Source organism: Nocardia sp. NPDC101769 (assembly GCF_044766925.1).
In the GTDB taxonomy this organism is placed as follows: Bacteria; Actinomycetota; Actinomycetes; order Mycobacteriales; family Mycobacteriaceae; genus Nocardia.
Map to the genome: position 1 here is coordinate 321,415 of NZ_JBIWMX010000002.1, position 22,822 is coordinate 344,236.

The following is a 22,822-nucleotide window of genomic DNA, read 5'->3' on the forward strand; positions in this document are numbered from 1 at the left end:
GTTCAGAAACAGCAGGAACGGAAAGGGATACGGGTCGACGTGCCGCAGCGGACCCAGACCGCCAGGGCCATGTACACGGTGAACACCGCCAGCACCGTGTACAGCGCGGGCATCGATCCCACCCATCGGGTCAGCACCGCCGCGACGGCGTCGTTCACGCCGACCCGTTCGTCGGCGATGGTCACCGGGGCGCCACGCATCTCCTCGACACGGCTGTCGATGGTCACGTCGTCGGTTCCTCCCACCCGCAATCCTGTGACCGCCACTGTAGTTCGGGCGGGCGGGAAACTCGAAAGGGCCATTCCGGGATGAGGAGTTCCGGAATGGCCCGATCGGGGAGGGTCAGCGTTCGTGGGTTTCCTCCAGAACGGTCCGCCCGACCCGCGCGTACCGGGCGGGGGAGCGACGTTTCAGATATTCCGCGAAACCGAAGCCGCCCAAGGCGATTGCGGCGACCAGCCACGGGGTGGCCTTCAGGACCAGGGAGCTGGATTCGGCGCCCGCGGCGGTACCCATATTGAGAACCAGCAACCCGACCACGCCGGCCATCGCGAGGCCGCCCAGCAGTGGAGCCGTCACGGTGCGGAACCAGTGCCGGCTCTCGGGGTGATGGGTGCGGAAGTAATTGAGCACCGCGAAGGAGCAGGCGGCCTGGACCACCAGGATGGCCATGGTGCCGAGAATCGCCAGCAGCGTGTAGGTGCCGGAATAAGGATCCTTGCCTGCGATTCCGAAGCCCGCGACCAGCGCGCAGGCGATGACCGTCTGGACCACGCCCGCGATGTGCGGTGACCCGTGCCGGGGATGGGTGCGGCCGACGGTGCGCTCGAGCACGGGGAAGACGCCCTCCCGGCCGAGTGCGTAGAGGTAGCGGGCGGCGCAGTTGTGGAATGCCATGCCGCAGGCCAGGGATCCGGTCATCATGAGCCACTGCATGGCGCTCACCGCCCAATGCCCGACATAGGTCTGGGTGGGGTGGAAGAAGAGGTCCATCGGGTTGTCGGAGGCCGCGAGCGCCGCCGATTCGCCAATACCGTTGCCGGACATGGCCATCCACGACACGAGTACATAGAACACCCCGACGCCGATGACCGCGATCATTGTGGCCTTGGGGATGATTCGCTTGGGATCGCGGGATTCCTCGCCGTACATGGCCGTCGACTCGAATCCGACCCACGACCAGAACGCGAAGAACAGTCCCAGCCCCGCCGACGGCCCGGTGAAGGCATTGACCGGATTCAGCGGCGCGAACGAGAACCCGTGCGGCCCACCGCCGTGCAGCGCCACCGCGATACCCATGATGGCCAGCACCGCGCACTCGGTGCCCAGCAGCACGACCAGGAACTTCTCCGCGACAGCCACCCCGAACCAGGTGCCCAGGGCATTGATCGCCAGCATGACGATCGCGAACACCCACCAGGGCACGTGCACACCGAACTGTGCCGCAACGGTATTCGTGCCGAAGCTGGAGAAGATCCCGACCAGCGATCCCTCGAACACCATGTATGCGAAGGTGGCCAGCAGTCCCGCCGCCAGCCCGGTGGAGCGGCCCAGACCGAACGAGATGAACCCGTAGAATGCGCCGGTCGCGGTGATGTGCTTGGACATGGTGGTGAAGCCCACCGAGAACACCGCGAGCACCACCATGGCGATCAGGAACGCGGCGGGCGTGCCCGTCCCGGTCCCGGCCGAGATCATGAACGGCACATTGCCGGTCATGGCGGTGATCGGCGCGGCGGTGGCGATGGCCATGAACACCACCCCGAGCAAACCCACGGCATTGGCTTTGAGGCGGTGCACCCCGTCGGGTGGATTGGCGCCGGGCGGCGCGGCGGTGGCGCGTTCGATCTGCTGCGTCATGGATCCGTCTCTCTGCTGCGCCCGCCCCGGAATCACCGGGTGGCGGGGTATTTTCCGATGGCGCGGAACGCTATCGACGGTCTGTAACAGCGACGGGCGTGTGACGGTGACCGTCGGCGGGAAAGCCGCAGGACTTTTCTCTCGCCTCGAGACAAGCCGTTGTTACCTACGTTTACGCCCGTGCAATACGGATCGGCGACGCTGTGGCAACCCGTTGTCAGGGAACCGGACCAGAGAGAGGCGCACTCATGAGAACTGCCGCGCCGCGTCGGCCCCCGGTGTCCGGACGTTCGCCGGTGCGCGGATTGACCCGGCGCGAACTGCCTTTCGTGCCGGTGTTCGCGCAGTCGGTCGCGGCCATCGCCCCGTCGGGGACGGCCGTGGTCACCCCGGCGTTCGTGATCGGCGCGGCCGGCGGCGGGGCGAGCGTGGCCGCGTTCCTGGCGGCGGCGCTGCTGGCCTGGGGTGTGGCGCTGGTGATCCGGCCGATGGCGCAGCGGCTCGCGGTGACGGGCGGGCTGTACACGTATGTGGCCAAGGGACTCGGCCCCGCGGTGGCCGTGCCGGTCGGCTGGTCGGCGATCGCCGGGTACGCGAGCGTCAGCGTGGCGGGGCTGATCGCGGTCGGCACGTATCTGGACCAGGTCGCGGTGACCGCCGGACTCGGCGGATTCGGCGGGACCGCAACGATTGTCGCGCTGCTGCTGATCGCGGCTGCGGCCGCGGCGGTGCTCATGGTGCGGGGGATTCGGCTGTCCGCCTCGGTGACCCTGCTGATCGAATGCGTCTCGGTGGTGACGGTCCTGGCCCTGATGGGCTACCTGCTGACCCGCGACGGCGTCGGCGCGCAGGCCGGCCGCGCCTTCGAATGGCACGGCGGCACCGGCGGTCTCGCCATGAGCGCGGTGGTGGCCATCAGCGCGTTCGTCGGGTTCGAGAGTGCGACAACGCTGTCCGCCGAGGCCTACCGGCCCTTCCGATCGGTGCCGCGCACGCTGGCGTGGACGCCGGTCGCCGCCGCCGTCATCTATCTGATCACGGTGTCCGCGCAGGCGGTGGCGCTGGCCGCCGCGCCACCGGGCATCGCTGCCGGTTCCACGCCGGTGACCGACCTGGTGTTGCAGGACAATTCGCGATTTCTGAGCGCGGTGCTGGATCTCGGGGTGGCGTCGTCGTTCTTCGCGTGCACAGTCGCGTCGATCAATGCCCTGGTCCGCGTGCTGTTCACCATGGGCCGCGAGGGCATCGCCCCGGCCCCGGCCGGTCGCACGCACCCGCGTTTCCACACGCCCGCGCCCGCGATCGTCGCGGCGGTCGGCGCGGTGACGGCCTGCGCGGTCTGGTATCTGCTGTCGGGAGCCGAACCGCAGGACGGGATTCGGAGCTTCCTCACCCTGAGCGCGCTCGGCTACCTGGGCTCGTATCTGCCCGCCTGCCTCGCCACCCCGGCGCTGCTGCGCCGCATCGGCGAACCCAGCCACGGCATGGCACTGCTCGGCACGGTCACCGCGACCCTGCTCGGGATCCTCATGGTCGCCGCCGCGGTATCGGCCCGCAACGACAATGTCACCGTGGTGATCGCCTACGCCGCGGTGCTGACGGCCGCCGCGCTCTTCACCGTCGCGCTGCGGGTCTGTGCGCCGGATCGGTTGCGCGGCCTCGGCATCTACGACGAACCGCAGCGTGCGGACCTGCTGCCCACCGCGACCTTCCGGTAGGCGCGATGAAGGACTCCCGCCGCACCACCACCGTCTCCAACTCCATCGCCATTCTCGAGGCGGTCGCCGACTGCGGGGTGGGTGTCACCGCCAAGGAGATCGCGGAACGGCTCGGCCTGGCGCCCGCGACCACATACCGGCTGCTGAACTCCCTCGTCGCGGACGAATATCTGGTTCGCACCGCCGATCTGCGGGGCTTCGCGCTGGGTGCGCGGCTGCACGGGTTCGCCGCCGCCATCCGGGTGCCGGTGGTGCCTGCCGCGGCGGGCGGGCTGCTCGGCGAATTCCGTGCTTCCACCCGATTCGCGGTGCACCTCATGAACTTCCGCCCGGCCGCGGTCCAGGTGCTCAGCGAGGACCCGGACCATCCGATTCCGGGCGAGCGGGAGCTGTCGCGGCATCTGCACGCCTCCGCCGCGGGCAAACTGCTGCTCGCCGCACGGACCGAATGGCGCACGCTGGTCGCGCACCCGGTGCGTATCGCGGCGCGCACCAAGATCGATCACACCGCCCTCGCCGAGGATCTGCGGACCGTCCGCGAGTCCGGATATGCCAGGGCCGCAGACGAACTCGTGCCCGGTGTCGCCTGTCTGGCCCTGCCCATCTACAACGCCCTGGGCAGCCTCGCGGGTGCGCTGTGCCTGAGCGGCCCGAGCAACCGGCTGCCGGCGCTCGAAACCCACCGCGACCCGGCCCGTGACTGCGCCGCCCGCCTGGGCCCGCTGCTCTACTGACTCGCCCCGCTGTTCAATCGACGTCGTCCGCGCCGAAAATCATTGGCCGCGCTCGGGTATGCGCTCCTAACCTGGGTCCACCTCCGACCTGAAAGGACGATTTGGAAGCGACTGTCACGGTGACTCCGGACCAGTTGCCGGAGCTGCTGCTGCACGTCGCGGTGGTGCGTCCGGTATTTCTGTGGGGAGCGCCCGGAATCGGGAAGAGCTCGCTGGTGCGCGGTTTCGCCGAGGCCCTCGGTCTGGACTGCGTCACCCTGCTGGGCACGCAGCTGGCTCCCGAGGACCTCATCGGTGTGCCGCAGATCGTTGATAACCGTAGCCGGTTCGCGCCACCGGAGATGATCGCCCGCGACCAGCCGTACTGCCTGTTCCTCGATGAACTCAATGCCGCGCCCGCGGAAGTCCAGAAGTCGTTCTACTCGCTGATTCTCGACCGGCGCGTGGGCGCCTACGAGCTGCCCGCCGGATCGGTCGTGATCGGTGCGGGCAACCGCGCCACCGACAACGCCCTCGCCCGCCCCATGGCCTCCGCGCTGGTCAACCGCATGGTGCACGTGCATTTGCGTGCGGACGTCGACGACTGGCTGAAATGGGCCGCCGGCAATGACATTCACCCCTGGGTGATCGAGTACGTCATGCAACGCCCCGACCACCTGTGGGCGCAGCCGCCCAAGACCGAACAGCCGTTCTCCACCCCGCGCGGCTGGCACATGCTCTCCGACGCCCTGCACTCCTACGGCGATGACATCGACGACATCACCCTGGCCGTAATGTCGTCCGGAATCCTCACGGCCGCACACGCTTCCGGCTTTCGCGCTTTCGTCAAGACCGTGCGGCACGCCTACGACCTGGAGGCGGTCGTCAAGGGCGACGCGGGCTGGCCTCGCAATCCCGCCGACCGTGACCTGCTGTACTTCCTGTCGGAGGCGTTCCGGGCCCGGCTCGTCAAGGAACTTCCTGCATCCCGCGAGCACGCCTCGCCCGGGGTGAAACGGTTCTCGCTGCGTGCCAAGACCATGCTCACCGAACTGGCCGAGATCTCGGTCGAATGCGCGCAGCTGGTCATCGCCGCGGACGACAACGGGCTGCCGGTCCTGCCGTCCTGGTTCCTGGTCGAGGTCACCCGCGATCTGCCGCGGCTGGCGGCGCGGCGGTAGCCCGTGGCCGGACGTTCGAATCGCAAGCGCGGCATGGTGATCGACCCATGGCGGGAGAATCTCGATGCCGGGTGGCGGCAGGTGTGTCAGCATCCGATGTTCCGGCGGATCCAGAACGGGTCCATCGACGTCGACGGTCGCCTGCCCGATGATTCATGGGCGGTCGTATCACCATGGGGCACGGTCTATTACGACTCGAAGCGGCGTGGCTCCGCCGAGGAATGGGCGTGGGTCTTCGCGCATCTGCTGCTGCACGCCGGGTTCGGTCACCTCGATCCACGCGGCCTGCCGGAGCGCGCCCTGGAGCCGAATGCCCACGCGCGCACCTGGATCACGGCGTCGAGCCAGCCCCATCCGGTCTATCGAGCCGCCTGCTGCGCGGTGGTCGACCAGTATCTGCTGACCCTGAAGATCGGCCGCCCGCCACACGAGTTGCCGCCCCCGCCCGGCGGGTCGGATGAACGTGGCCTGGCCGTGCGCTGGTGGCAGTCGAGCGTCCCGGAGCCCTACCGCCGCACCGAGTTCCCGGACTTCTTGGTCGACACGGCCGAGACGGCCGGCAAGCGCGATCATCAGTCGCGCTTCGCCGCCGGTATCGGCGAGGCGGCCCGGGAGGCGCTGGCCGAGGCCGGCCGCGATGTTACGCGCGGGCAGGCCGCGACCCTGCGGGTCTGGGACCGGGCGCTCAACTGGTTCGTCTCGTGCTATCCACTGCTGGGCGCGCTGGCCTCGGGCATGAAGATCGTCGCCGACGCGGATCTCGCTCGCGGCTGGGGCATTTCGATCGCCGCGGTCAATGCCGAAGCAGCCGAGATCTACATCAATCCGTTCACGTCGCTCTCCGGTGAAGAGTGGCGCTTCGTTCTCGCACACGAAATGCTGCACGCGGCGCTGCGACACGGTGACCGCGCGGGCTGGCGTGACCACTACCTGTTCAATGTCGCCTGCGATTACGTGGTCAACGGCTGGCTCGTCGAGATGGGCGTGGGGGAGCTGCCCGAGGGGCTGCTGTACGACCCGCAGCTGAAAGGTCTTTCGGCCGAACAGGTCTACGACCGCATCGCGACCGACATGCGCCGCCTGCGCAAGATCGCCACCCTGCGCGGGCGCGGCAAGAGCGACATCCTCGGAGAACCGCTGCCGCACAGCCACACTCCGGGCCGCTACCTGGACCTGGACGAGTACTACCGCAATGCCCTGCACACCGGCCTGGCCTACCACCAGTCCAGCGGCCGCGGACTGCTCCCGGCCGGACTGGAACAGGAGATCCGCGCGCTCGACCAGCCCCCGCTGCCCTGGGATGCCCGACTGGCGCAATGGTTCGACGAGCACGTCCCGGCCGTCGAGAAGCGCCGCAGCTACGCCCGCGCCTCACGCCGCCAGTCCGCGACCCCCGATATTCCGCGCCCGGCCTGGGCGCGTCCGGATGAATCGGTGCGGCTGCCCACCTTCGGCGTGGTACTCGATACCTCGGGCTCGATGTCGGAGGAGCTGATGGGCAAGGGACTGGGCGCCATCGCGTCCTACGCCCTCGCCCGCGACGTGCCACGCGCGCGAGTCGTGTTCTGCGACGCGGCCGCCCACGATGCCGGATACCTGCCGGTCGACGAGATCGCCTCCCGCGTCCGCGTCCGCGGTCGCGGCGGCACCGTGCTGCAACCGGGCATCCGGCTGCTCGAACGCGCCGACGACTTCCCGGCCGACGGACCGATTCTGGTCATCACCGACGGCATGATCGATGTCCTGCGCATCCGCCACGAACACGCCTTCCTGATCCCCGCGGGCGCCGCGCTGCCGTTCCGCCCCCACGGACCGGTGTTCCGGATTCGCTGACCCCCAACCCTTCTCGAATCCGCTCCAGACTTCAGAAGGTGAACTGACTGCCGTAGGCGGTGGTCTGCACCACCCCCTGCGCGGAACTCACCGTGGTCGTGACGAAGGGGACGGCCGACACCGGCGAGGCGCATTGGGCGACGTTCAACGCGGCGTTGTTGAACGTGATGTGGTACGGGAACACGGTGCTGTTGTCCAGGGCTGCCGTGGCCGTTGTCGCGGTGGTGACCTGGCCGGGCCCCAGGGTGGCCGTCAAGACTTCCGTCAGACCCAATGCCCCACCGACGCTGGGTCCGAGGCTGAAAGTGGGTGGGGTGACGGAGACGCTGGGCGTCGGCAGGGGCGTGACCGTCCCGCTCGGCGTCTCACTCGGCGGGCTGACGGAGATGGTCGGAGGGGTCACTGTCGGGGAAATGGCGCCAACCACGCCTTGATTGGGCTCGATTCCGACGGTGACGCCGCCGGCCACGCTGATCCCGCAGCCGAGGATGAACCCTGCGACGGCCTGACCGGACGTGATCGGGTCACCCTCCACATTGACCGAGTAGTTGCCGGACATCTGCGCGGCATGCGAGAACGTCATGAGGAAGTTCGGGGTCCGGTTGCCGGGTGCATTCGCCGCGACGCTGTCCACCGACGCCGTCAGATGAACTCCCGAACCGGATACATCCGCGCCGGGCGGCGGCTGGGCTCGGCCGAGTTCGGTACCCCAGGCCCACACGCCCAGGACGGCCAGGGTTGCCACGGCCGTGCCCGCCGCGGCGACGATGAGTAGACGCCGCAAACCTGGATCCTTTCTCGAAGATATGCGCAAGCGTTCTTCCAGAGTTCGATATCGCAGGAACCGCCGCTATGGCTTGGCAATCAAGCCTATCGGAGACATCGGGTCGGGTTGTGTACGCGGCGGTAAGGCGTGTCGACCAGGGCATCCCTTGCCGGTCGGCCGGTGCCGCCGGGAAAGACATTGCCGGAAAACAGGTTTCGAGCTGCAGTACCTCTTGTTTGCTGCCGAGTCGCCGAGACCGGCCTCCAGGGTGCTCAGCCGCGCGTCGAAGTTCCGCACCTCGTGGAGGATTCCTTCCATCACCCCGGTCTCTGCTCGACCGACCAACACTGCGGGTTCGGGTTCTCGCACGGGTCGGCGATCGGGTCGACGGGTCGTCGGTCCGGCTCGGGCGCATGGGTGACTCCTCTGTTCCATCGCTCGACACGAACGTTTCAGGGGTGCGTGCGGAGTGAATCGGCCAGGTCGGTCACCCAGTGGCGGTGCCCGGGCAGGGGAAAGGCGGGGAGCCGGGGCCGGATGGTGTCAGCATGGAAGGAGGGAGCCGGTTGCCGCGGTGAGAGGTGGTGGGGTGTGGGGGTATTCGTGGAGCAGTACGGGGCGGTGCGGTGGGTCGCGGTGATGGCCTTCTGCCTGACCGCCGCCCTGGTGGGCGCCAGGCTGGGCACGATGCGCCCGGGCGCGTGCGCCGGGCTACGCGCGGATCGGGAGTCGGATGCCGCGCACCTGGTGATGTGCCTGGTCATGCTGGGAATGCTGGTGTTTCCGACGGTCGCCGACCCGCATGCGGTGCGCGGGGTGCTGACGGCCATGGTGGTCGTGTACACGGTGTTGCTGGGAGATCGGATGCTGCGGTGGCGCAGCGCGTTTTCGGACGCGGGCACCGGGGGAGGCAAGGTCGGCGCCTTCGCATATCACGTACTGGCGGCCGCGGCGATGCTGTACGCGATGAGCGGGCATGGGCCGCCCGAGCACGGTGGGCACGGGCACGCGGGGCCCGCGCCCGTTCCGGTCCTGGTACTGGCGGCGCTGTTCGCGGCGGACGTGGCGGTCATGGCGGTGCCGGCGCTGCGCCGCCGGTTGCCACGGGTGTTCCCGCATCCCATGGGCGCGGCCGGATCGCTGGCCGTGGTGCCGCACCTGGTGATGGATCTCGGCACCGCCTACATGCTCGTCGCCGCCGCGGCCGGGTGACCCGGGGGCCGTCCGACCTGTTCACCGTCGTGATGGTGAGATGGTGAGGAAAGGTCGGTTCGCCCGGATGGGCGTGGCCGGTATCGGGTGATGGAGGTGCTCTGGATGGGTTCGCTGTGGCATGGCTTCGCCGATATGGGTGCGGTCGAGCGTGACGGGGCGTTCATGGTGGCGCGCGGCGAGGGCGCGTACATCTGGGACGAGAGTGGGACGCAGTACCTCGACGCCACCGGCGGCCTCTGGTTCGCCAATATCGGGCACGGCCGCCGCGAGATCGCCGACGCGGTCGCCGCGCAGCTGACCCAGGTCGCGCACTACTCCAACTTCGGCGATCTGGCCTCACCGGTGACCCGCGACCTGGCCGAGCGGCTCTCGGCCCTGGCGCCGGTGCCCGGCAGCAAGATCTTCTTCACCTCCGGCGGCTCCGACGGCATCGACACCGCCGCCAAGCTGGCCCGCCGGTACTGGCAGGAGCTGGGCCGCCCGGAGAAGACCATCCTGGTCGGCCGCCAGAAGGCGTACCACGGCATGCACGTCGGCGGCACCGCGCTGGCCGGTATCCCGGTCAATGCCGAGGGCTACACCGGCGTCTTCATGCCCGACACCCGCACCATCGAATGGGATCAGGCCAAGGCACTGACCGCCCTCATCGAAGAGGTCGGCGCGGACCGGATCGCGGCGTTCTTCGCCGAGCCCATCATCGGCGCGGGCGGCGTGTACCTGCCGCCGGAGGGCTACCTCACCGAGGTCCGGCGGATCTGCCGCGACAACGACATCCTCTTCGTCGCCGACGAGGTCGTCACCGGCTTCGGCCGCATCGGCGGATCCTGGTTCGCCTCCTCGCGTTTCGGCCTGGAACCGGATCTCATGACCACCGCCAAGGGCCTCACCTCGGGGTACGTCCCCATGGGCGCGGTCTTCGTCGCGCCCCGCGTCGCCGAGCCGTTCTTCGCCGGCGGCGTCTGGTGGCGGCACGGCTACACCTACGGCGGTCACGCCGGCGCGGCCGCCGCGGCCATGGCCAACCTCGACATCGTCGAGCGTGAGCACCTGCTGGACGCCAGCAAGAACCTGGAATCCCTGCTGCACCAGTACTTCTCGCCGCTGGCCGAGCACCCGCGGGTCGCCGAGGTCCGCAGCGGCCTGGGCGCGGTCGCCGCGGTCCAGCTGGCCGACCCGGCCGAGGCCCTGGCTATGGTGAAAACCCTGCGCGCCCACGGTGTCTCGACTCGCGCAGCCGGTCAGGGCGCCCTGCAGATCTCACCGTCGTTCGTCATGACCGAGGCCCAGGTCGCGGAGATGGCCGACCGCTTCGCCCGCGCCCTGGGTTGAGCCGGACCGGGCGGAGTGCCCGAACACTAGTGCCCGTGTCCGCCGGAGAGTTCACCGGCGGGACCGGACCGCCGTGCGCCGACAGCCGGGTGAGAATGCCCAATCCCATTGCGGCCAGCACCATTCCGGCGCCGATCAGGTAGGCGGGCCGCACCATCCGCACGATGCGCGGCGCCGCCTGCGAACCGATGATGAAGCCGACACTGGACGGCGCCATGGCCGCACCTGCCTGCATGGGCGCCATATCCAGGACCAGCTGGAAGTACTGGGCCACGAATAGGAAATAGCCGAACGCCACGAAGATGGCGATCACATTGATGCCCATCGGCTCGCCTTCGGACAGCGCGTCGGCCCGGCGGCCCGGGCCGTCCTGGCCGATCGGGTCACAGTGTGCCGAAAGGGTTTTGCCGCTAGATCAGGATCGGGTGATCGGCGACCACGCGGCCGCCGACCCGGGCCCAGCCGTCGGAATCCCATTCGGTGAAGATCTGCGAGCCCTCGCCCTGCGTGATGTTCAGGCCGCGGGTGAGCAGAGCGGTCAGCGCGATGGCGGCCGCGCCTGTGGCCTGGTCCTCGGGAACTCCCATGGCGGGGGCGAACATTCGCGCGCGGATCGCGCCGTGCGGCTCGTCGGTCCAAGCCCAGCAGTAGTGCTCGCCTTCCGGGAAGTCGGCCGGATCCAGGGTGGCGATCTCGGCCGGATCCTCGAACTGGTGGAATTCGAAGGCCGGGGCCCATTCGGCCCGGGCGCGGGCCCAGGTCAGGCCCTCGGAGAGGGTCACCTCGACCGGCCCGGCGGGCACGTCGATGATCTTCACGGGTTGCTGCTGATCATTGAGCCACCACGCGGCGCCGACCGTGGGGTGCCCGGCGAAGGGCAGCTCGGTGGCGGGGGTGTAGATGCGCATCTTCACTCGCCCGTCGACCGGGTCGTCGACCACCACGGTCTCGCTGTAGCCGACGCGGGCCGCCAGCGCCTGATGGTCGGCATTCTCGACGGCGGAGCGGCGGACGATGCCGAGCAGATTGCCGAAACGCCCGGCCGCGTCGGTGAAAACGCGCACGACCTCGATTTGAGCGCCATCACTTTCCGGAATGGTCATGTCATGCGAGCTTACCGACAGTTATCAATTCGCGGGAGGCCCGCAGATGCCGAGCTCGTCGGCCAGGACGCTCTTCTGGGCCCACAAGCAATACAGATAAGGGCTGTACACCCGCAGGTGTACAGCCCTTTCGGCTGGACTCGACTAGACGGTGGCGGTGGCCAGCGCCTCGGTCGACGCCACGGCCTGGCCCACGCCCGCCACGATCGCGGCGGCGCGCAGCGCCTCGAAGATCACCTCGCGCGATACGCCCGCCTCACGCAGCGTGTGCTCGTGCGCCTCCAGGCAGTGCTGGCATCCGTTGATCGAGGAGACCGCGAACGACCACAGCTCGAAATCGGCCTTGTCCACGCCCGGCGTGCCGATGATCTGCATGCGCAGGCCCGCGCGCAGATCGTCGTAGCGGCCCTCCAGGAACGCCTTGCCGCGGTAGAACACATTGTTCATGCCCATGATCGACGCGGCGCCGAGCGCGGCGTTGTATGCCTCGCCCGACAGCACGCCGGCCGCCTCCTCGGCGATCTCGCGCAGCGTGGTCGCCGAGCGGGTGGCCGCGGCCGAGGCCAGCAGGGTGCCCCACAGCTGCTGCTCGTTGAGCACGGTGGTGCGCGCCAGCGAGGACAGGTTGAGCTTCAGATCCTTCGCGTACTCGGGTAGCGAGTTCTTGAGATTCTCGATGGTCACGACGAATTCCCTTGTGAGCCTTGTTACACCGACGCCGTCATGAGCTCGCCGGCCTGGATGGTCGGGTCGCCCTTCTTCCAGTTGCAGGCGCACAGCTCGTCGGACTGCAGCGCGTCCAGCACCCGCAGCACCTCGTCGACATTGCGGCCCACCGAACCGGCGGTGACCGACACGAACTGGATCTCGTTGTTCGGGTCGACGATGAAGGTGGCGCGGTCGGCGACGCCGTCGGCATTGAGAACGCCGGTGGCGGTGGCCAGTTCGCGCTTGAGGTCGCTCAGCATCGGGAACGGGAGGGTCTTGAGCTCCTCGTGCTGCGCGCGCCACTGGAAGTGGACGAACTCGTTGTCGACAGAGGCGCCCAGCACCTGCGCGTCGCGGTCGGCGAACTCCTCGTTCAGCTTGCCGAAGGCGGCGATCTCGGTCGGGCACACGAAGGTGAAGTCCTTGGGCCAGAAGAAGACGATGCGCCACTTGCCGGCGTAGTCGTCGCTCGAGATCTGGGTGAAGTAGTCGTCGGGCTGCTGAGCGTTCACCTTCGAGAGATCGCCGCCGATGACAGCCTTCAGGTTGTAGGCGGGGAACTGATCGCCGATGGTCAGCAGGGCCATGCTTGCTCTCCTCATATGTAGTCGTACCGATTGTGTCGAGACGTATATACGATCTTTGCCGAACTGCGGTGAGAGGTAAACGTGATGGGTCGCACTACACTGATAGGCGTGACTGATCAAACTTATCAGCCCACCCTGTCACAGCTGCGTGCGTTCGCTGCCATCGCGGAATACCGGCACTTCGGCACCGCGGCGACGCGGCTCGGCGTGAGCCAGCCCACGCTATCGCAGGCACTGGCATCACTGGAAAATGGACTGGGGCTCCAGTTGATCGAGCGCAGTACGCGCCGGGTCCTGGTCACCGCCGACGGTAAACGGCTACTGCCGCAAGCCATTGCCACCCTCGAGGCCGCTGACCGATTTGTCGCCTCCGCTGCTGGTGAGGGGCTACGCGGCACCCTGCGGCTCGGCATCATCCCGACCATCGCGCCGTACGTGCTGCCCCGGCTGCTGCCCGAATTGCGTACGCGGGTGCCCGCGCTGGCGCCGCACGTCATCGAGGACCAGACTGCCCGGCTGCTCGACGGGCTCCGCTCGGGTGCCCTGGACATCGCGCTACTGGCGCTGCCCACCGATGTCGCCGGATTGGTCGAGATACCGCTCTACACCGAGGAGTTCGTGCTGGTGCTGCCGCGCGAGCACGAACTGGCCGGTCGCACCGACCTGACACCGGCCGACCTGGACGCACAGCCGCTGCTGCTGCTCGACGAGGGCCACTGCCTGCGCGACCAGACCCTGGAACTGTGCCGGACGCACGACGCGCGGCCGGGAGCGGTCGGCGACACTCGCGCGGCCTCGCTGGCAACGGTGGTGCAGTGCGTCGCGGGCGATCTCGGCGTCACGCTGATCCCGGCCATGGCGGTGGCCGCCGAAACCGCGCGCGGTACTTTGGACATCGCGACCTTCGCTGAGCCCGCGCCGGGCCGGACGGTCGGGCTGGCGTTCCGCTCGTCCACCGCCCGGGGCGGCGACTACGACCAGCTCGCCGAGATCATCCGGGAATGCCGGCCGTGATGACCCCCGTGCGGTGCGCGGCGATGACCCCCGTGCGGTGCGCGGCGATGACCCCCGTGCGGTGCGCGGCGATGACACCGACAATTCCGGCAACCTGCGCGGTTGCGTCACCACAGGGTGTCTGAAACGCTCGGGCCTATGCGGATTCACCACCTGAACTGCGGCACCATGGGATTCGGCCTGATCGATCACTGCCTGCTCATCGAGACCCGGGACGCGCTCGTGCTCGTCGACACCGGGTTCGGGCTGGAGGCCGTGCGGCAGCCCGGCAACATGCTGGGTGCCGGCCGTTTCCTGCTGGGGGCGAAGCCGACCGAGGCCGAGACGGCGGTGCGCCAGATCCAGCGGCTGGGCTATGACCCGCGCGATGTCCGCCACGTCATCCTGACCCACCTCGACCTGGACCACTCCGGCGGGCTGTCGGACTTCCCCGAGGCCACCGTGCACGTCCACGGACCCGAATTTCGTGCCGCCACCGCCACTCCCACCCTGTCCGAGCGGTTGCGCTACCGGGCCGCGCAGTGGGCGCACGGGCCCAAGTGGATGGTGAACGAGGTCGAGGGCGCCGAGGACTGGTTCGGGTTCACCGCGGTGCGCGACCTGCCCGGGCTGCCGCCGGAGATCCTGGTGGTGCCGCTGGCCGGGCACACCCGCGGGCACGCCGGGGTCGCGATCGACCACGGCAACGGGTGGTTGCTGCACGCGGGTGACTCGTTCTTCGCGGAGTCCAGCATCCATCCCGAGGAGCCGTTCACGCCGTTCTGGTGGAAGGTGTACGAGACCGGAGCCATTGCGGGCGAGGCGTATCGGGCCAATCAGCGGCGGCTGCGGGAACTCAGAAAGCTGCACGGGCACCAGGTGACCATCATCAACTCGCACGACGCGGGCATTTTCGCCCGTACGGTCGGCAGATGACCAGCCCCGCCGCTCGGGAGCTCCCCACTCCGCCTCCCCGTGGTTCGCGGTGGAGCCGATCGCGGTTGCCGGCGGGCGAGCCCCTGTTCGTCTACGGGACTCTGCAATTCGGCCCGGTGCTCACCGAATTGATCGGGCGGGTACCGGCGATGGAGCCCGCGCGCTTGATCGGGCGGCGCGCGGCCGCGCTGCCCGGCCGCGCGTATCCGGGACTGGTGACCGCGACCGGCTCCGTGACCGCGGGATACCTGCTCACCGGGCTCACCGCCGACGAGTGGCGGGTGCTCGACGCCTTCGAGGACGACGAATACGATCTGCTGCCGGTGTCGGCGCACGCGGGGGAGCGGGTCGGCTACGCGTGGACCTATGCCTGGACCGCCGAGGTCGAGGACTTCGAGTGGTCGCCCGCGGCGTTCGCCTCCGAGCACCTGTCGCGCTACGTGGGGAAATGCGCTGCGTGGCGGCGAAATCTGGTCCTGCTCAGCGAGACTGTATGACGCCGGACACATTCGTGCGGTAGAAGTTGATCGCATGGATGCAGAGGGCACTGAGCTAACAGTGGCGAGCGCGCGGTCGCAGGCGCTCGGAGATCTCCTGCGGCGCAGCGCCGCCCGGGTCCCGGAGAAGACCGCGCTGGTCTGGCGGGAGCGGCGGGAAAGCTACGCCGATCTCGACGCGGCGGTGAACGGGGTCGCGCACAGCCTGGCCGATCGCGGTGTGATGCAGGGCGATCGGGTCGCTATCTACTCGCACAACTGCCGTGAGTTCGTGCTCGTGTACTTCGCGCTGGCGCGGCTGGGCGCGATCTCGGTGCCGATCAACTTCATGCTCACCGCCGACGAGGTCGCGTTCATCCTCGAACACTCCGGGGCCGTCGCGCTGATCACCGAGGACAGTCTGGCCGGCGCGGCCGAGGCCGCGGTGAAACAGCTGGGCGACAGCGAGATCCGGCTGTTCGGCTGGATCGGGCTGGGCGGGCTGCCCGCGATGGCCGGATGGGAGGACGTGAGCGCGTGGGAGCACCACCCCGACGCCTCGGCTCCGCAGGTGTTCGTCGGCGACGACGATCCCATCCAGATCATGTACACGTCCGGTACCGAGTCCCGTCCCAAGGGCGCGGTGCTGTCCAGCCGCGGGCTCATCGCGCAGTACACCAGCGCGGTGGTGGACGGGCGGATGAGCGCCGACGACATCGAGGTGCACGCGCTGCCGCTGTACCACTGCGCCCAGCTGCACTGCTTCCTCACGCCCGACCTGTGGCTCGGCGCGACCAGCATCCTGTTGCCGGGCCCCGATCCCGCGACGATCCTGCGCGCCATCGAAACCGAGCGCGCCACCAAACTGTTCTGCCCGCCCACCGTGTGGGTGTCGCTGCTGCGGCATCCCGACTTCGACAGCTACGACCTGTCGTCCCTGCGCAAGGGCTACTACGGCGCCAGCATCATGCCTGTCGAGGTGCTGGTCGAACTCTCCGAGCGGCTACCGGAGGTGGGGCTCACCAACTTCTACGGTCAGACCGAACTCGCGCCGCTGGCAACGGTCCTCGCGCCCGAGGACCAGCTGACCAAGCCCGGTTCGGCGGGCCGCCCGGCCCTCAATGTCGAGACCCGCGTGGTCGATGACGACGACATCCCGGTCGGTGTCGGCGTGGTCGGCGAGATCGTGCACCGCTCCCCGCAGGCCATGCTCGGCTACTGGAACGACCCCGCGAAAACCGCGGAAGCCTTCCGCAACGGCTGGTTCCACAGCGGCGACCTCGGTGTCCTGGACGCCGACGGCTACCTCAGCGTCGTCGACCGCAAGAAGGACATGATCAAGACCGGCGGCGAGAACGTCGCCAGCCGCGAGGTCGAAGAGGTCCTCTACGAGCACCCCGAAATCTCCGAGGCCGCCGTGGTGGGCATCCCGCACCCGCACTGGATCGAAGCCGTCACCGCGATCGTGGTGGCCCGCAATGGAACCGACCCCGACGCTGCCACCGTCATCGCGCACTGCAAGCAGCGGCTCGCCGGCTACAAGGTCCCCAAGTACGTGACGTTCGTCGAGGCCCTCCCCAAGAACCCCAGCGGCAAGATCCTCAAACGCGAACTACGCACCGCCCACGCCCATCTCGCCACCGAGGCCTGATCCCCCGATCCCATCCACATGCGCGATATTCGCGCGATCGCCGGGGTCCGCACTCGGGGCCCCGGCGAACCAGGCATCCAGAATCTCCGCCAGCTGCGCCCGCGAGGTGAGCCGCAGACTCAATGCCAGCACATTGGCGTCATTCCACTTCCGTGCTCCCTCAGCGGTATACGCGTCCACGCACAGCGCCGCCCGCACTCCCAGCACCTTGTTCGCCGCAATGGAAGCGCCGGTCCCGGTCCAGCAGCACACGACCGCCTGCTCGGCCCGCCCCTCCGCGACATCCCGGGCCGCAGCCTCACTGGCCCAGGCCCAGTCGTCCCGTTCCGCGGGCTCCAGCGCGCCGTGCACGGTCACCGCGTGCCCGCGTGCCCGCAATTCCTCGACCACGGCCGCGGCCACTCCGGTGTCCTCGTCAGCGGCGACCGAAATCCTCATGGATGCAGTATCGCCGCTGCGGCGAGCGGATGGTCATCGACCGGCCGCGCGCGCCAGTTCCTCGGGGTATCGGGCGCCCGCGACGGCGCCGGAGGGGGCGGCGGCCTCGATCCGGGCCAGGTCCTCGGCGGTCAGCGTGATCTCGGCGGCCGCGACGTTCTGCTCGAGGTAGGTGCGGCGCTTGGTGCCGGGGATGGGGACCACGTCCTCGCCCCGGGACTGGACCCAGGCCAGGGCCAATTGACCGGGGGTGACGCCCTTTTCGTCGGCGAGGCTGCGCAGTGCCGCGACGATGGCGAGGTTGGCGTCGAAGTTGCCGTCGGCGAAGCGGGGGAGACGGCGGCGCATGTCGTCGGCCGGCAGGTCGGCGGTGGAGGTGATCGCGCCGGTGAGGAAGCCGCGGCCGAGGGGGGAGAAGGGGACGATGCCGATGCCGAGTTCGCGGCAGGCGGGGAGGATCTCGGCCTCGATGTCGCGGGTCCACAGTGACCATTCGCTCTGGAGGGCGGTCACCGGGTGGACGGCGTGGGCGCGGCGGATGCTTTCCACCGATGCTTCGGAGATGCCGAGGTAGCGGACCTTGCCTGCCTGGACCAGTTCCGACAGGGCGCCCCAGGTCTCCTCGATCGGCACGTTGGGGTCGACCCGGTGCTGGTAGTAGAGGTCGATGTGGTCGACGCCCAGCCGAGCGAGGGATTCGTCGCAGGACTGCTCGACGTAGGCGGCGTCGCCGCGGGCGCCCATCGCGCCCTTGTCGCCCCAGACGATGCCGAACTTGGTCGCGAGGACCACCTTGTCGCGGCGGTCGGCGATGGCGCGGCCCACCAGTCGCTCATTGGTTTCGGGGCCGTAGACGTTGGCGGTGTCGAGCAGGGTGACGCCGAGGTCCAGGGCGCGGTGGATGGTGGCGATGGACTCGGCGTCATTGTCGTGCACGCCGTAGGCGTGGCTCATTCCCATGCAGCCGAGGCCCTGCGCACCGACGGTCAGTTCGCCGAGCTTCCTGGTCGCGATCATGCGGTGAATCCTCCTCGGTAGGGCTGGAATTCGCGGCGGGAGCCGCGCACGGACATGACGCTACGACCTGGAGTGCGCTCCAGGTCAACCTGGAAACCGCGCAGCCGCACACTCACCGGCGGTTCGGCATGTGGTGGCGGAGCAGGACGGTGAGCTGGGTACCCGCGTCGATGAAGGGCAGGGCGGATTTCAGTGCCCGGCTCTGCACGATCGCGCCCTCGATCACCGACAGTGCGAAACCCGACAGCGAGCATGCCGTCGACCGTTCGACCCCGGCCGCCACCAAACCGTCGGCCAGCCGCGCGGTCCATTCGGAGAACGCCTGCCCGGCCGCCGACTGCAGTGTCGGGTCGAGTTCGTCGAGAGCGGCGGCCATCATGAACGAGCCCGCCCGGAACTCGCTGGTCTCCAGCTGGCCGCGCCAGAAGCCGAGTAGTTCGTCCACCCACACCTCCAGTGAGGGAGCGCCCGGCAGCGCGTCGGACATGCGGCTCACGTGCGAGTAGACCATGCGGGACACGATGCGGGCGGCGGTCGCCACCAATTCGCTCTTGCCGGACGGGAAGTGCTGGTAGAGCGAGTTTCTGGAGGCATTGCTGCGCTTGAGCAGCTCGTTCAGACCGGCCGCGTGCACACCTTGCTCCTGGACGGTGGTGATGGTGCTCGCGATCAATCGGGCGCGCGGTCCCGCCGTCATTGCAAATCCCTCCAGCACTTGTGTGAACCGATCGGTCCATGTTAAACCTTTCCCATGTGGACCGATCGGTTCATATGGGAAAAGAGGAACTCCGCGCATGTCAGCCCAGATCGCCACCGCCACCCCGGTCGCCCACGCCGCGTTGCTCGGCCTGGGCGTGTACCGACCACGCCGGGTGGTCCCCAACGCCGAGATCGTCGACCGCATCAACTCCTCGGACGAATGGATCCGGACCCGCTCCGGCATCGAGGCCCGCCACTGGGCCGAAGCGGACGAGACCATCGTCAGCATGAGCACTGCCGCCGCCGCCAGCGCGCTCGAGGCCGCGGGGGTCACGGCGCAGCAGATCGACGCGGTCATCCTGGCCACGTCCTCCCAGATGGTGCTGGGACCGTCGGCCGGTGCCGTGGTCGCCACCGAACTCGGCATGCACGACACCGCCGCCTTCGACGTGTCGGCCGGCTGCGCAGGCTTCTGCTACGCGCTGGCCAATGCCGCCAACCTGGTGCGCGCCGGACAGGCCCGGCACGTGCTGGTGATCGGCGTGGAACGGCTCTCGGACCTGCTCGACCAGGAAGACCGCACCTGCGCGTTCATCTTCGCCGACGGTGCGGGCGCGGTCGTGGTGGGACCGTCGGAGGCCGAGGGCATCGGGCCGGTGGCCTGGGGTTCGGACGGCAGCCAGACCGCGGCGATCAAACAGGACAAGGACTTTCAGCAGTACTTCGCCGAGGTCGCCGAGGCCGAGGCGACCGGCGGCACCACGGTGCGGCCGTACATCCGCATGAATGGTACCGCCGTATTCCGTTGGGCCGTCACGTTCTTGGAGAAGGCGTGCCGCGATGCGCTGGATCAGGCCGGCGTCACCGTCGAGGATCTGGACGCGTTCGTGCCGCATCAGGCCAACAGTCGCATCACCGATGCGCTGGTGCGCACCCTGCACATGCCCGAAAGGATCGCTGTCGCAAGGGATATCGCCGAGACCGGTAATACCAGCGCCGCCTCGATCCCGATGGCCATGGAGCAGCTGCTGCGCTCCGGCGCGTCCAAGCCGGGCGACACCGCGCTGCTGCTGGGCTTCGGTGCCGGCCTGGCCTACGCCGGTCAGGTGGTCAAACTCCCCGCCATCGCCTGACGATCGGCCCGCAGACAACGAAATCCGTTGTGTGAAACGACGGAAACCGTAGCAATGAGAAGCGCCCTCGCACGGAAGTCCGTGCGAGGGCGCTTCGGGGTGGAGCTGATCGGCTAGACGCTCACGCCCACACGCAGCGCGTGCGGCTCGATCGCGCCGCGGACCAGGGCCTGCGCGTCGATGGTCTCGGCCCGGTAGGGCAGGTTCGCGAGGGTGGCGGTCATCTTGGAAACCGGATCCGCGATCGCCTTCGGGGTGCCGAAAATGAAGGTCCACTCGTGCTCGTCGCTGACGTAGGGCACGACGGTCTCGAACAGGTTGTGGAAACGGGTCCACGAGCGCTTCAGGGTCTCGTTGCGCCACATGGTCTGACAGCCGGCCTGCGCGGCGAGCACGCCGCCCTCGGCCAGCAGCGCCTTACAGCGGTTGAGGAAGTCGTCCTCGTAGAGGCGGTTGTGCTGCGCGTCCTCGACCCGCTCGTCCGGCAGGTCGATGCAGATCATGTCGTAGCGCACGCCCGCGGCCTCGGCCTTGGCCAGGAAGTCCCAGCCGTCGGCGTAGTGCATCTTGATCGGGCCGGTCTGCGCGACCGCCTCGGCCAGATCGGCCTGGCTGTAGCCGTAGGGGAGGTGCTCGGCGCACAGCTCCACCTCCAGCTGGTCGATGTCGACGTGGTCGACGAGCGAGGCGCCCGCGGCCACCGACATCTGCGAGGCGACACCCTCGCCGGAACCGATGATCAGCACCCTGTCCAGCTTCTCGGCCAGCGCGTAACCCGGGACCAGCATGGCCTCGTGGTAGGTGAGCTGCGAGAACTCGGTGGACTGGCGGTCGTCGTCGGAGAACAGGGAGATGCCCTGCTCGGTACGCGCGATCACCATGTGCTGGAACGGGGTGTTGGTGTCCACGATGGTTTCCGTGGTGTTCCACACCCGGGTCAGGCCCTCGCCGACCGGCTCGTGGATCCGGCGGGCGGTGTGGCCGCGCTGGATGACCTCGATATTGACCGAACCCGGAGACAGCTCCTGCTGCAGCAGTTCGACGGCCTTGGTGGCGCCGGAACCGATGCTGCCGCAAGTGAATACGTCGACGAAGATGTCGCCGGATTCAGGGTACGTGTGGATCGAGGCATGCGACTCGGCCAGGAGGGCCAGGATGGTGACACCCTGCGGCTCGAACTTCTTGCTCACGACATCGCAGATGGTCACCCCCGCGGCGACCAACGATTTTCGAAGCGCGGTTTCGAGTCGTTCGAGGTCGTCGCAGAGGCTGGCGTCGACACCACCGAACTCGGCCAGCACGTGCCAGCCGGTGAATTCTGCCGTGATCATGGCTAAAACTCACTCTCGCTCAGCGCCAGTGACATGAACAGTCAAAGGCGGAAAACCGTTGAAGGACACCGACGAATAGCTCGCCGTATAGGCGCCGGTCTCGAGGATCCGAATGGGATCACCGGCTCGCAACGTGGTCGGAAGGAGGACACGCGTGCGTTGATAGAGTACATCGTCGCCGTCACACGTAGGACCGGCTACCACAGCTTCGTCCTTCGGATCCGTGTCCCGATCGGTTTGGAATCGGTAGGCGATGTACTCGTTCTCGGTCTCGGCCATGCCGTTGTAGCGGCCGATATCGAGGTATACCCAGCGCCGCCCGTCCGGCGCGATGCGAACATTCACCACTTCGGCGTGAATCACACCGGTGTTGCCCACCAGGGCGCGACCGGGTTCCACGACGAGTTCGGTGTGTTCCGGGAGATAGCGGCCCGCCGCCTCGGCGATGGCGGCGCCCAGCTCCGCGAGTCCGGGAGCCGGATCGGCGTACGAAATCGGAAGTCCCCCACCGATATTCACCGCCGTGACTGGAATGTCCTTGATCGCCAACGCTTCCGCGATGGCACCCGCCTGCTCGATGCCGATGCCCCAGGCCTTCGGGTCCAGCTGCTGCGAGCCGACGTGGAAGTAGGGGCCGACCACGGTCAGCCCGAGATCGTGCGCGCGCACCAGCAGCCGCTTGGCCTCACCGGGAGCGCAGCCGAACTTGGTCCCGAACGGGGTCTGCGACTGCGGGGCCGACGACAGGAACCGGCACTCGACCTCGGAACCGGGCGCGTGCTCGGCGATGCGTTCCAGGTCGTCCTCGGTGTCGAAGGCGTAGCGCCGCACGCCTGCCGCGTAGGCGGTGGCGATCTGGGAAGCCTTCTTGATCGGGTTGCCGTAGCACATGACGGCCGGATCGACACCTTGCGCCAGGCAGAGCTCGATCTCACCGACGCTGGCGACGTCGAACTCCGCGCCCTCGTCGTTCAGCAGCCGGATGATCTCCGGCACGGGACTCGCCTTGACGGCGAAGCGAATTCGTGCCGCGGGAAGTGCGGCGTGCAGTGCGCGGTAGTTCGCGCGGACCTTGTCGAGGTCGATGACCAGACAGGGTGACTCGGGCAGGTTTCGACCGGGCAATCTAAGGGAA

General features: G+C 68.5%; 23 protein-coding genes. 11 read left to right on the forward strand and 12 right to left on the reverse strand.

From position 1 onward, the window contains the following. Positions 1 to 2: 2 nt before the first annotated feature. Together ACIRRA_RS04480 and ACIRRA_RS04485 are read right to left on the reverse strand one after the other, a co-directional pair. Complete coding sequence (locus ACIRRA_RS04480; RefSeq protein ID WP_402762977.1) at positions 3 to 245, reverse strand: hypothetical protein; 243 nt, start codon at positions 243 to 245, stop codon at positions 3 to 5. A gap of 97 nt (positions 246 to 342) precedes the next feature. Beyond that, the gene (locus ACIRRA_RS04485; RefSeq protein ID WP_402762980.1) at positions 343 to 1,860 is read right to left on the reverse strand and encodes an APC family permease; all 1,518 of its coding nucleotides are present in this window, start codon (positions 1,858 to 1,860) and stop codon (positions 343 to 345) included. A 248-nt stretch (positions 1,861 to 2,108) separates the two neighbouring features. Between ACIRRA_RS04485 and ACIRRA_RS04490 the strand changes: the two genes are divergently transcribed. The 4 genes from ACIRRA_RS04490 to ACIRRA_RS04505 all read left to right on the forward strand — a co-directional run bounded on the left by ACIRRA_RS04490 (position 2,109) and on the right by ACIRRA_RS04505 (position 7,305). Next, on the forward strand, positions 2,109 to 3,578 hold the full coding sequence (locus tag ACIRRA_RS04490; RefSeq protein ID WP_402762982.1) for an APC family permease: 1,470 nt from the start codon (positions 2,109 to 2,111) through the stop codon (positions 3,576 to 3,578). Between the two features lie 5 nt (positions 3,579 to 3,583). After that, positions 3,584 to 4,312, forward strand: a complete 729-nt coding sequence (locus ACIRRA_RS04495) for an IclR family transcriptional regulator (RefSeq protein WP_402762984.1) — start codon at positions 3,584 to 3,586, stop codon at positions 4,310 to 4,312. A gap of 101 nt (positions 4,313 to 4,413) precedes the next feature. Then, positions 4,414 to 5,472 (forward strand): ATP-binding protein, encoded by a 1,059-nt coding sequence (locus tag ACIRRA_RS04500; protein WP_402762987.1) that lies wholly within the window; start codon positions 4,414 to 4,416, stop codon positions 5,470 to 5,472. Positions 5,473 to 5,475: 3 nt separating this feature from the next. Then, the gene (locus tag ACIRRA_RS04505; RefSeq protein ID WP_402762990.1) at positions 5,476 to 7,305 is read left to right on the forward strand and encodes a hypothetical protein; all 1,830 of its coding nucleotides are present in this window, start codon (positions 5,476 to 5,478) and stop codon (positions 7,303 to 7,305) included. Between the two features lie 31 nt (positions 7,306 to 7,336). Here the strand turns inward: ACIRRA_RS04505 and ACIRRA_RS04510 are convergent, their stop codons facing one another. Next, entirely contained in the window at positions 7,337 to 8,089 is a 753-nt protein-coding gene (locus ACIRRA_RS04510; protein ID WP_402762993.1) for an MspA family porin, read from the reverse strand. Positions 8,090 to 8,662: 573 nt separating this feature from the next. Between ACIRRA_RS04510 and ACIRRA_RS04515 the strand changes: the two genes are divergently transcribed. Both ACIRRA_RS04515 and ACIRRA_RS04520 read left to right on the forward strand, forming a co-directional pair. Further along, positions 8,663 to 9,283: a DUF5134 domain-containing protein gene (locus ACIRRA_RS04515; RefSeq protein WP_402762996.1), complete on the forward strand. Its 621-nt coding sequence runs from the start codon at positions 8,663 to 8,665 to the stop codon at positions 9,281 to 9,283. Positions 9,284 to 9,388: 105 nt separating this feature from the next. Next, the gene (locus ACIRRA_RS04520; RefSeq protein WP_356998255.1) at positions 9,389 to 10,615 is read left to right on the forward strand and encodes an aminotransferase class III-fold pyridoxal phosphate-dependent enzyme; all 1,227 of its coding nucleotides are present in this window, start codon (positions 9,389 to 9,391) and stop codon (positions 10,613 to 10,615) included. Here the strand turns inward: ACIRRA_RS04520 and ACIRRA_RS04525 are convergent. The 4 genes from ACIRRA_RS04525 to ACIRRA_RS04540 form a co-directional block, all read right to left on the reverse strand. Next, on the reverse strand, positions 10,557 to 10,940 hold the full coding sequence (locus ACIRRA_RS04525) for a hypothetical protein (protein ID WP_402763000.1): 384 nt from the start codon (positions 10,938 to 10,940) through the stop codon (positions 10,557 to 10,559). The genes ACIRRA_RS04520 and ACIRRA_RS04525 overlap by 59 nt on opposite strands. A gap of 85 nt (positions 10,941 to 11,025) precedes the next feature. Further along, the gene (locus tag ACIRRA_RS04530; protein WP_402763002.1) at positions 11,026 to 11,718 is read right to left on the reverse strand and encodes a PhzF family phenazine biosynthesis protein; all 693 of its coding nucleotides are present in this window, start codon (positions 11,716 to 11,718) and stop codon (positions 11,026 to 11,028) included. 144 nt (positions 11,719 to 11,862) lie between these two features. Further along, a complete protein-coding gene (locus ACIRRA_RS04535) occupies positions 11,863 to 12,402 on the reverse strand; it encodes a carboxymuconolactone decarboxylase family protein (RefSeq protein WP_402763005.1) in 540 nt (179 codons plus the stop codon). A gap of 23 nt (positions 12,403 to 12,425) precedes the next feature. Continuing rightward, on the reverse strand, positions 12,426 to 13,013 hold the full coding sequence (locus ACIRRA_RS04540; protein ID WP_402763008.1) for a peroxiredoxin: 588 nt from the start codon (positions 13,011 to 13,013) through the stop codon (positions 12,426 to 12,428). 108 nt (positions 13,014 to 13,121) lie between these two features. Here ACIRRA_RS04540 and ACIRRA_RS04545 point away from each other — a divergent pair, with 108 nt between their 5' ends. The 4 genes from ACIRRA_RS04545 to ACIRRA_RS04560 all read left to right on the forward strand — a co-directional run bounded on the left by ACIRRA_RS04545 (position 13,122) and on the right by ACIRRA_RS04560 (position 17,069). Further along, positions 13,122 to 14,027, forward strand: a complete 906-nt coding sequence (locus tag ACIRRA_RS04545; protein ID WP_402763009.1) for a hydrogen peroxide-inducible genes activator — start codon at positions 13,122 to 13,124, stop codon at positions 14,025 to 14,027. 138 nt (positions 14,028 to 14,165) lie between these two features. Beyond that, positions 14,166 to 14,942 carry an MBL fold metallo-hydrolase gene (locus ACIRRA_RS04550; protein ID WP_402763012.1) on the forward strand — a complete coding sequence of 259 codons (777 nt, stop codon included), beginning with the start codon at positions 14,166 to 14,168 and terminating at the stop codon, positions 14,940 to 14,942. After that, positions 14,939 to 15,439, forward strand: coding sequence for a gamma-glutamylcyclotransferase family protein (locus ACIRRA_RS04555; RefSeq protein ID WP_402763013.1), 501 nt, complete (start codon positions 14,939 to 14,941; stop codon positions 15,437 to 15,439). Before ACIRRA_RS04550 ends, ACIRRA_RS04555 begins: the two co-directional genes overlap by 4 nt. A gap of 34 nt (positions 15,440 to 15,473) precedes the next feature. Further along, on the forward strand, positions 15,474 to 17,069 hold the full coding sequence (locus ACIRRA_RS04560; RefSeq protein ID WP_402763014.1) for an acyl-CoA synthetase: 1,596 nt from the start codon (positions 15,474 to 15,476) through the stop codon (positions 17,067 to 17,069). Here the strand turns inward: ACIRRA_RS04560 and ACIRRA_RS04565 are convergent. From ACIRRA_RS04565 to ACIRRA_RS04575, 3 genes are all read right to left on the reverse strand, one after another. Continuing rightward, the gene (locus ACIRRA_RS04565; RefSeq protein WP_402763017.1) at positions 17,031 to 17,507 is read right to left on the reverse strand and encodes an RpiB/LacA/LacB family sugar-phosphate isomerase; all 477 of its coding nucleotides are present in this window, start codon (positions 17,505 to 17,507) and stop codon (positions 17,031 to 17,033) included. The two genes, ACIRRA_RS04560 and ACIRRA_RS04565, sit on opposite strands and share 39 nt — an antisense overlap. A 33-nt stretch (positions 17,508 to 17,540) precedes the next feature. Beyond that, complete coding sequence (locus tag ACIRRA_RS04570; protein WP_402763019.1) at positions 17,541 to 18,524, reverse strand: aldo/keto reductase; 984 nt, start codon at positions 18,522 to 18,524, stop codon at positions 17,541 to 17,543. A gap of 112 nt (positions 18,525 to 18,636) precedes the next feature. After that, positions 18,637 to 19,221: a TetR/AcrR family transcriptional regulator gene (locus tag ACIRRA_RS04575; RefSeq protein WP_402763022.1), complete on the reverse strand. Its 585-nt coding sequence runs from the start codon at positions 19,219 to 19,221 to the stop codon at positions 18,637 to 18,639. Positions 19,222 to 19,318: 97 nt separating this feature from the next. On the opposite strand from ACIRRA_RS04575, the gene ACIRRA_RS04580 reads away from it, so the two are divergent. After that, positions 19,319 to 20,356 carry a beta-ketoacyl-ACP synthase III gene (locus tag ACIRRA_RS04580; RefSeq protein WP_402763024.1) on the forward strand — a complete coding sequence of 346 codons (1,038 nt, stop codon included), beginning with the start codon at positions 19,319 to 19,321 and terminating at the stop codon, positions 20,354 to 20,356. A 113-nt stretch (positions 20,357 to 20,469) separates the two neighbouring features. Here ACIRRA_RS04580 and speD read toward each other — a convergent pair whose 3' ends face one another. Further along, the gene (speD, locus tag ACIRRA_RS04585; protein WP_402763693.1) at positions 20,470 to 21,684 is read right to left on the reverse strand and encodes an adenosylmethionine decarboxylase; all 1,215 of its coding nucleotides are present in this window, start codon (positions 21,682 to 21,684) and stop codon (positions 20,470 to 20,472) included. Positions 21,685 to 21,696: 12 nt separating this feature from the next. Beyond that, positions 21,697 to 22,797, reverse strand: coding sequence for a type III PLP-dependent enzyme (locus ACIRRA_RS04590; protein WP_402763696.1), 1,101 nt, complete (start codon positions 22,795 to 22,797; stop codon positions 21,697 to 21,699). Between the last annotated feature and the right edge of the window lie 25 nt (positions 22,798 to 22,822).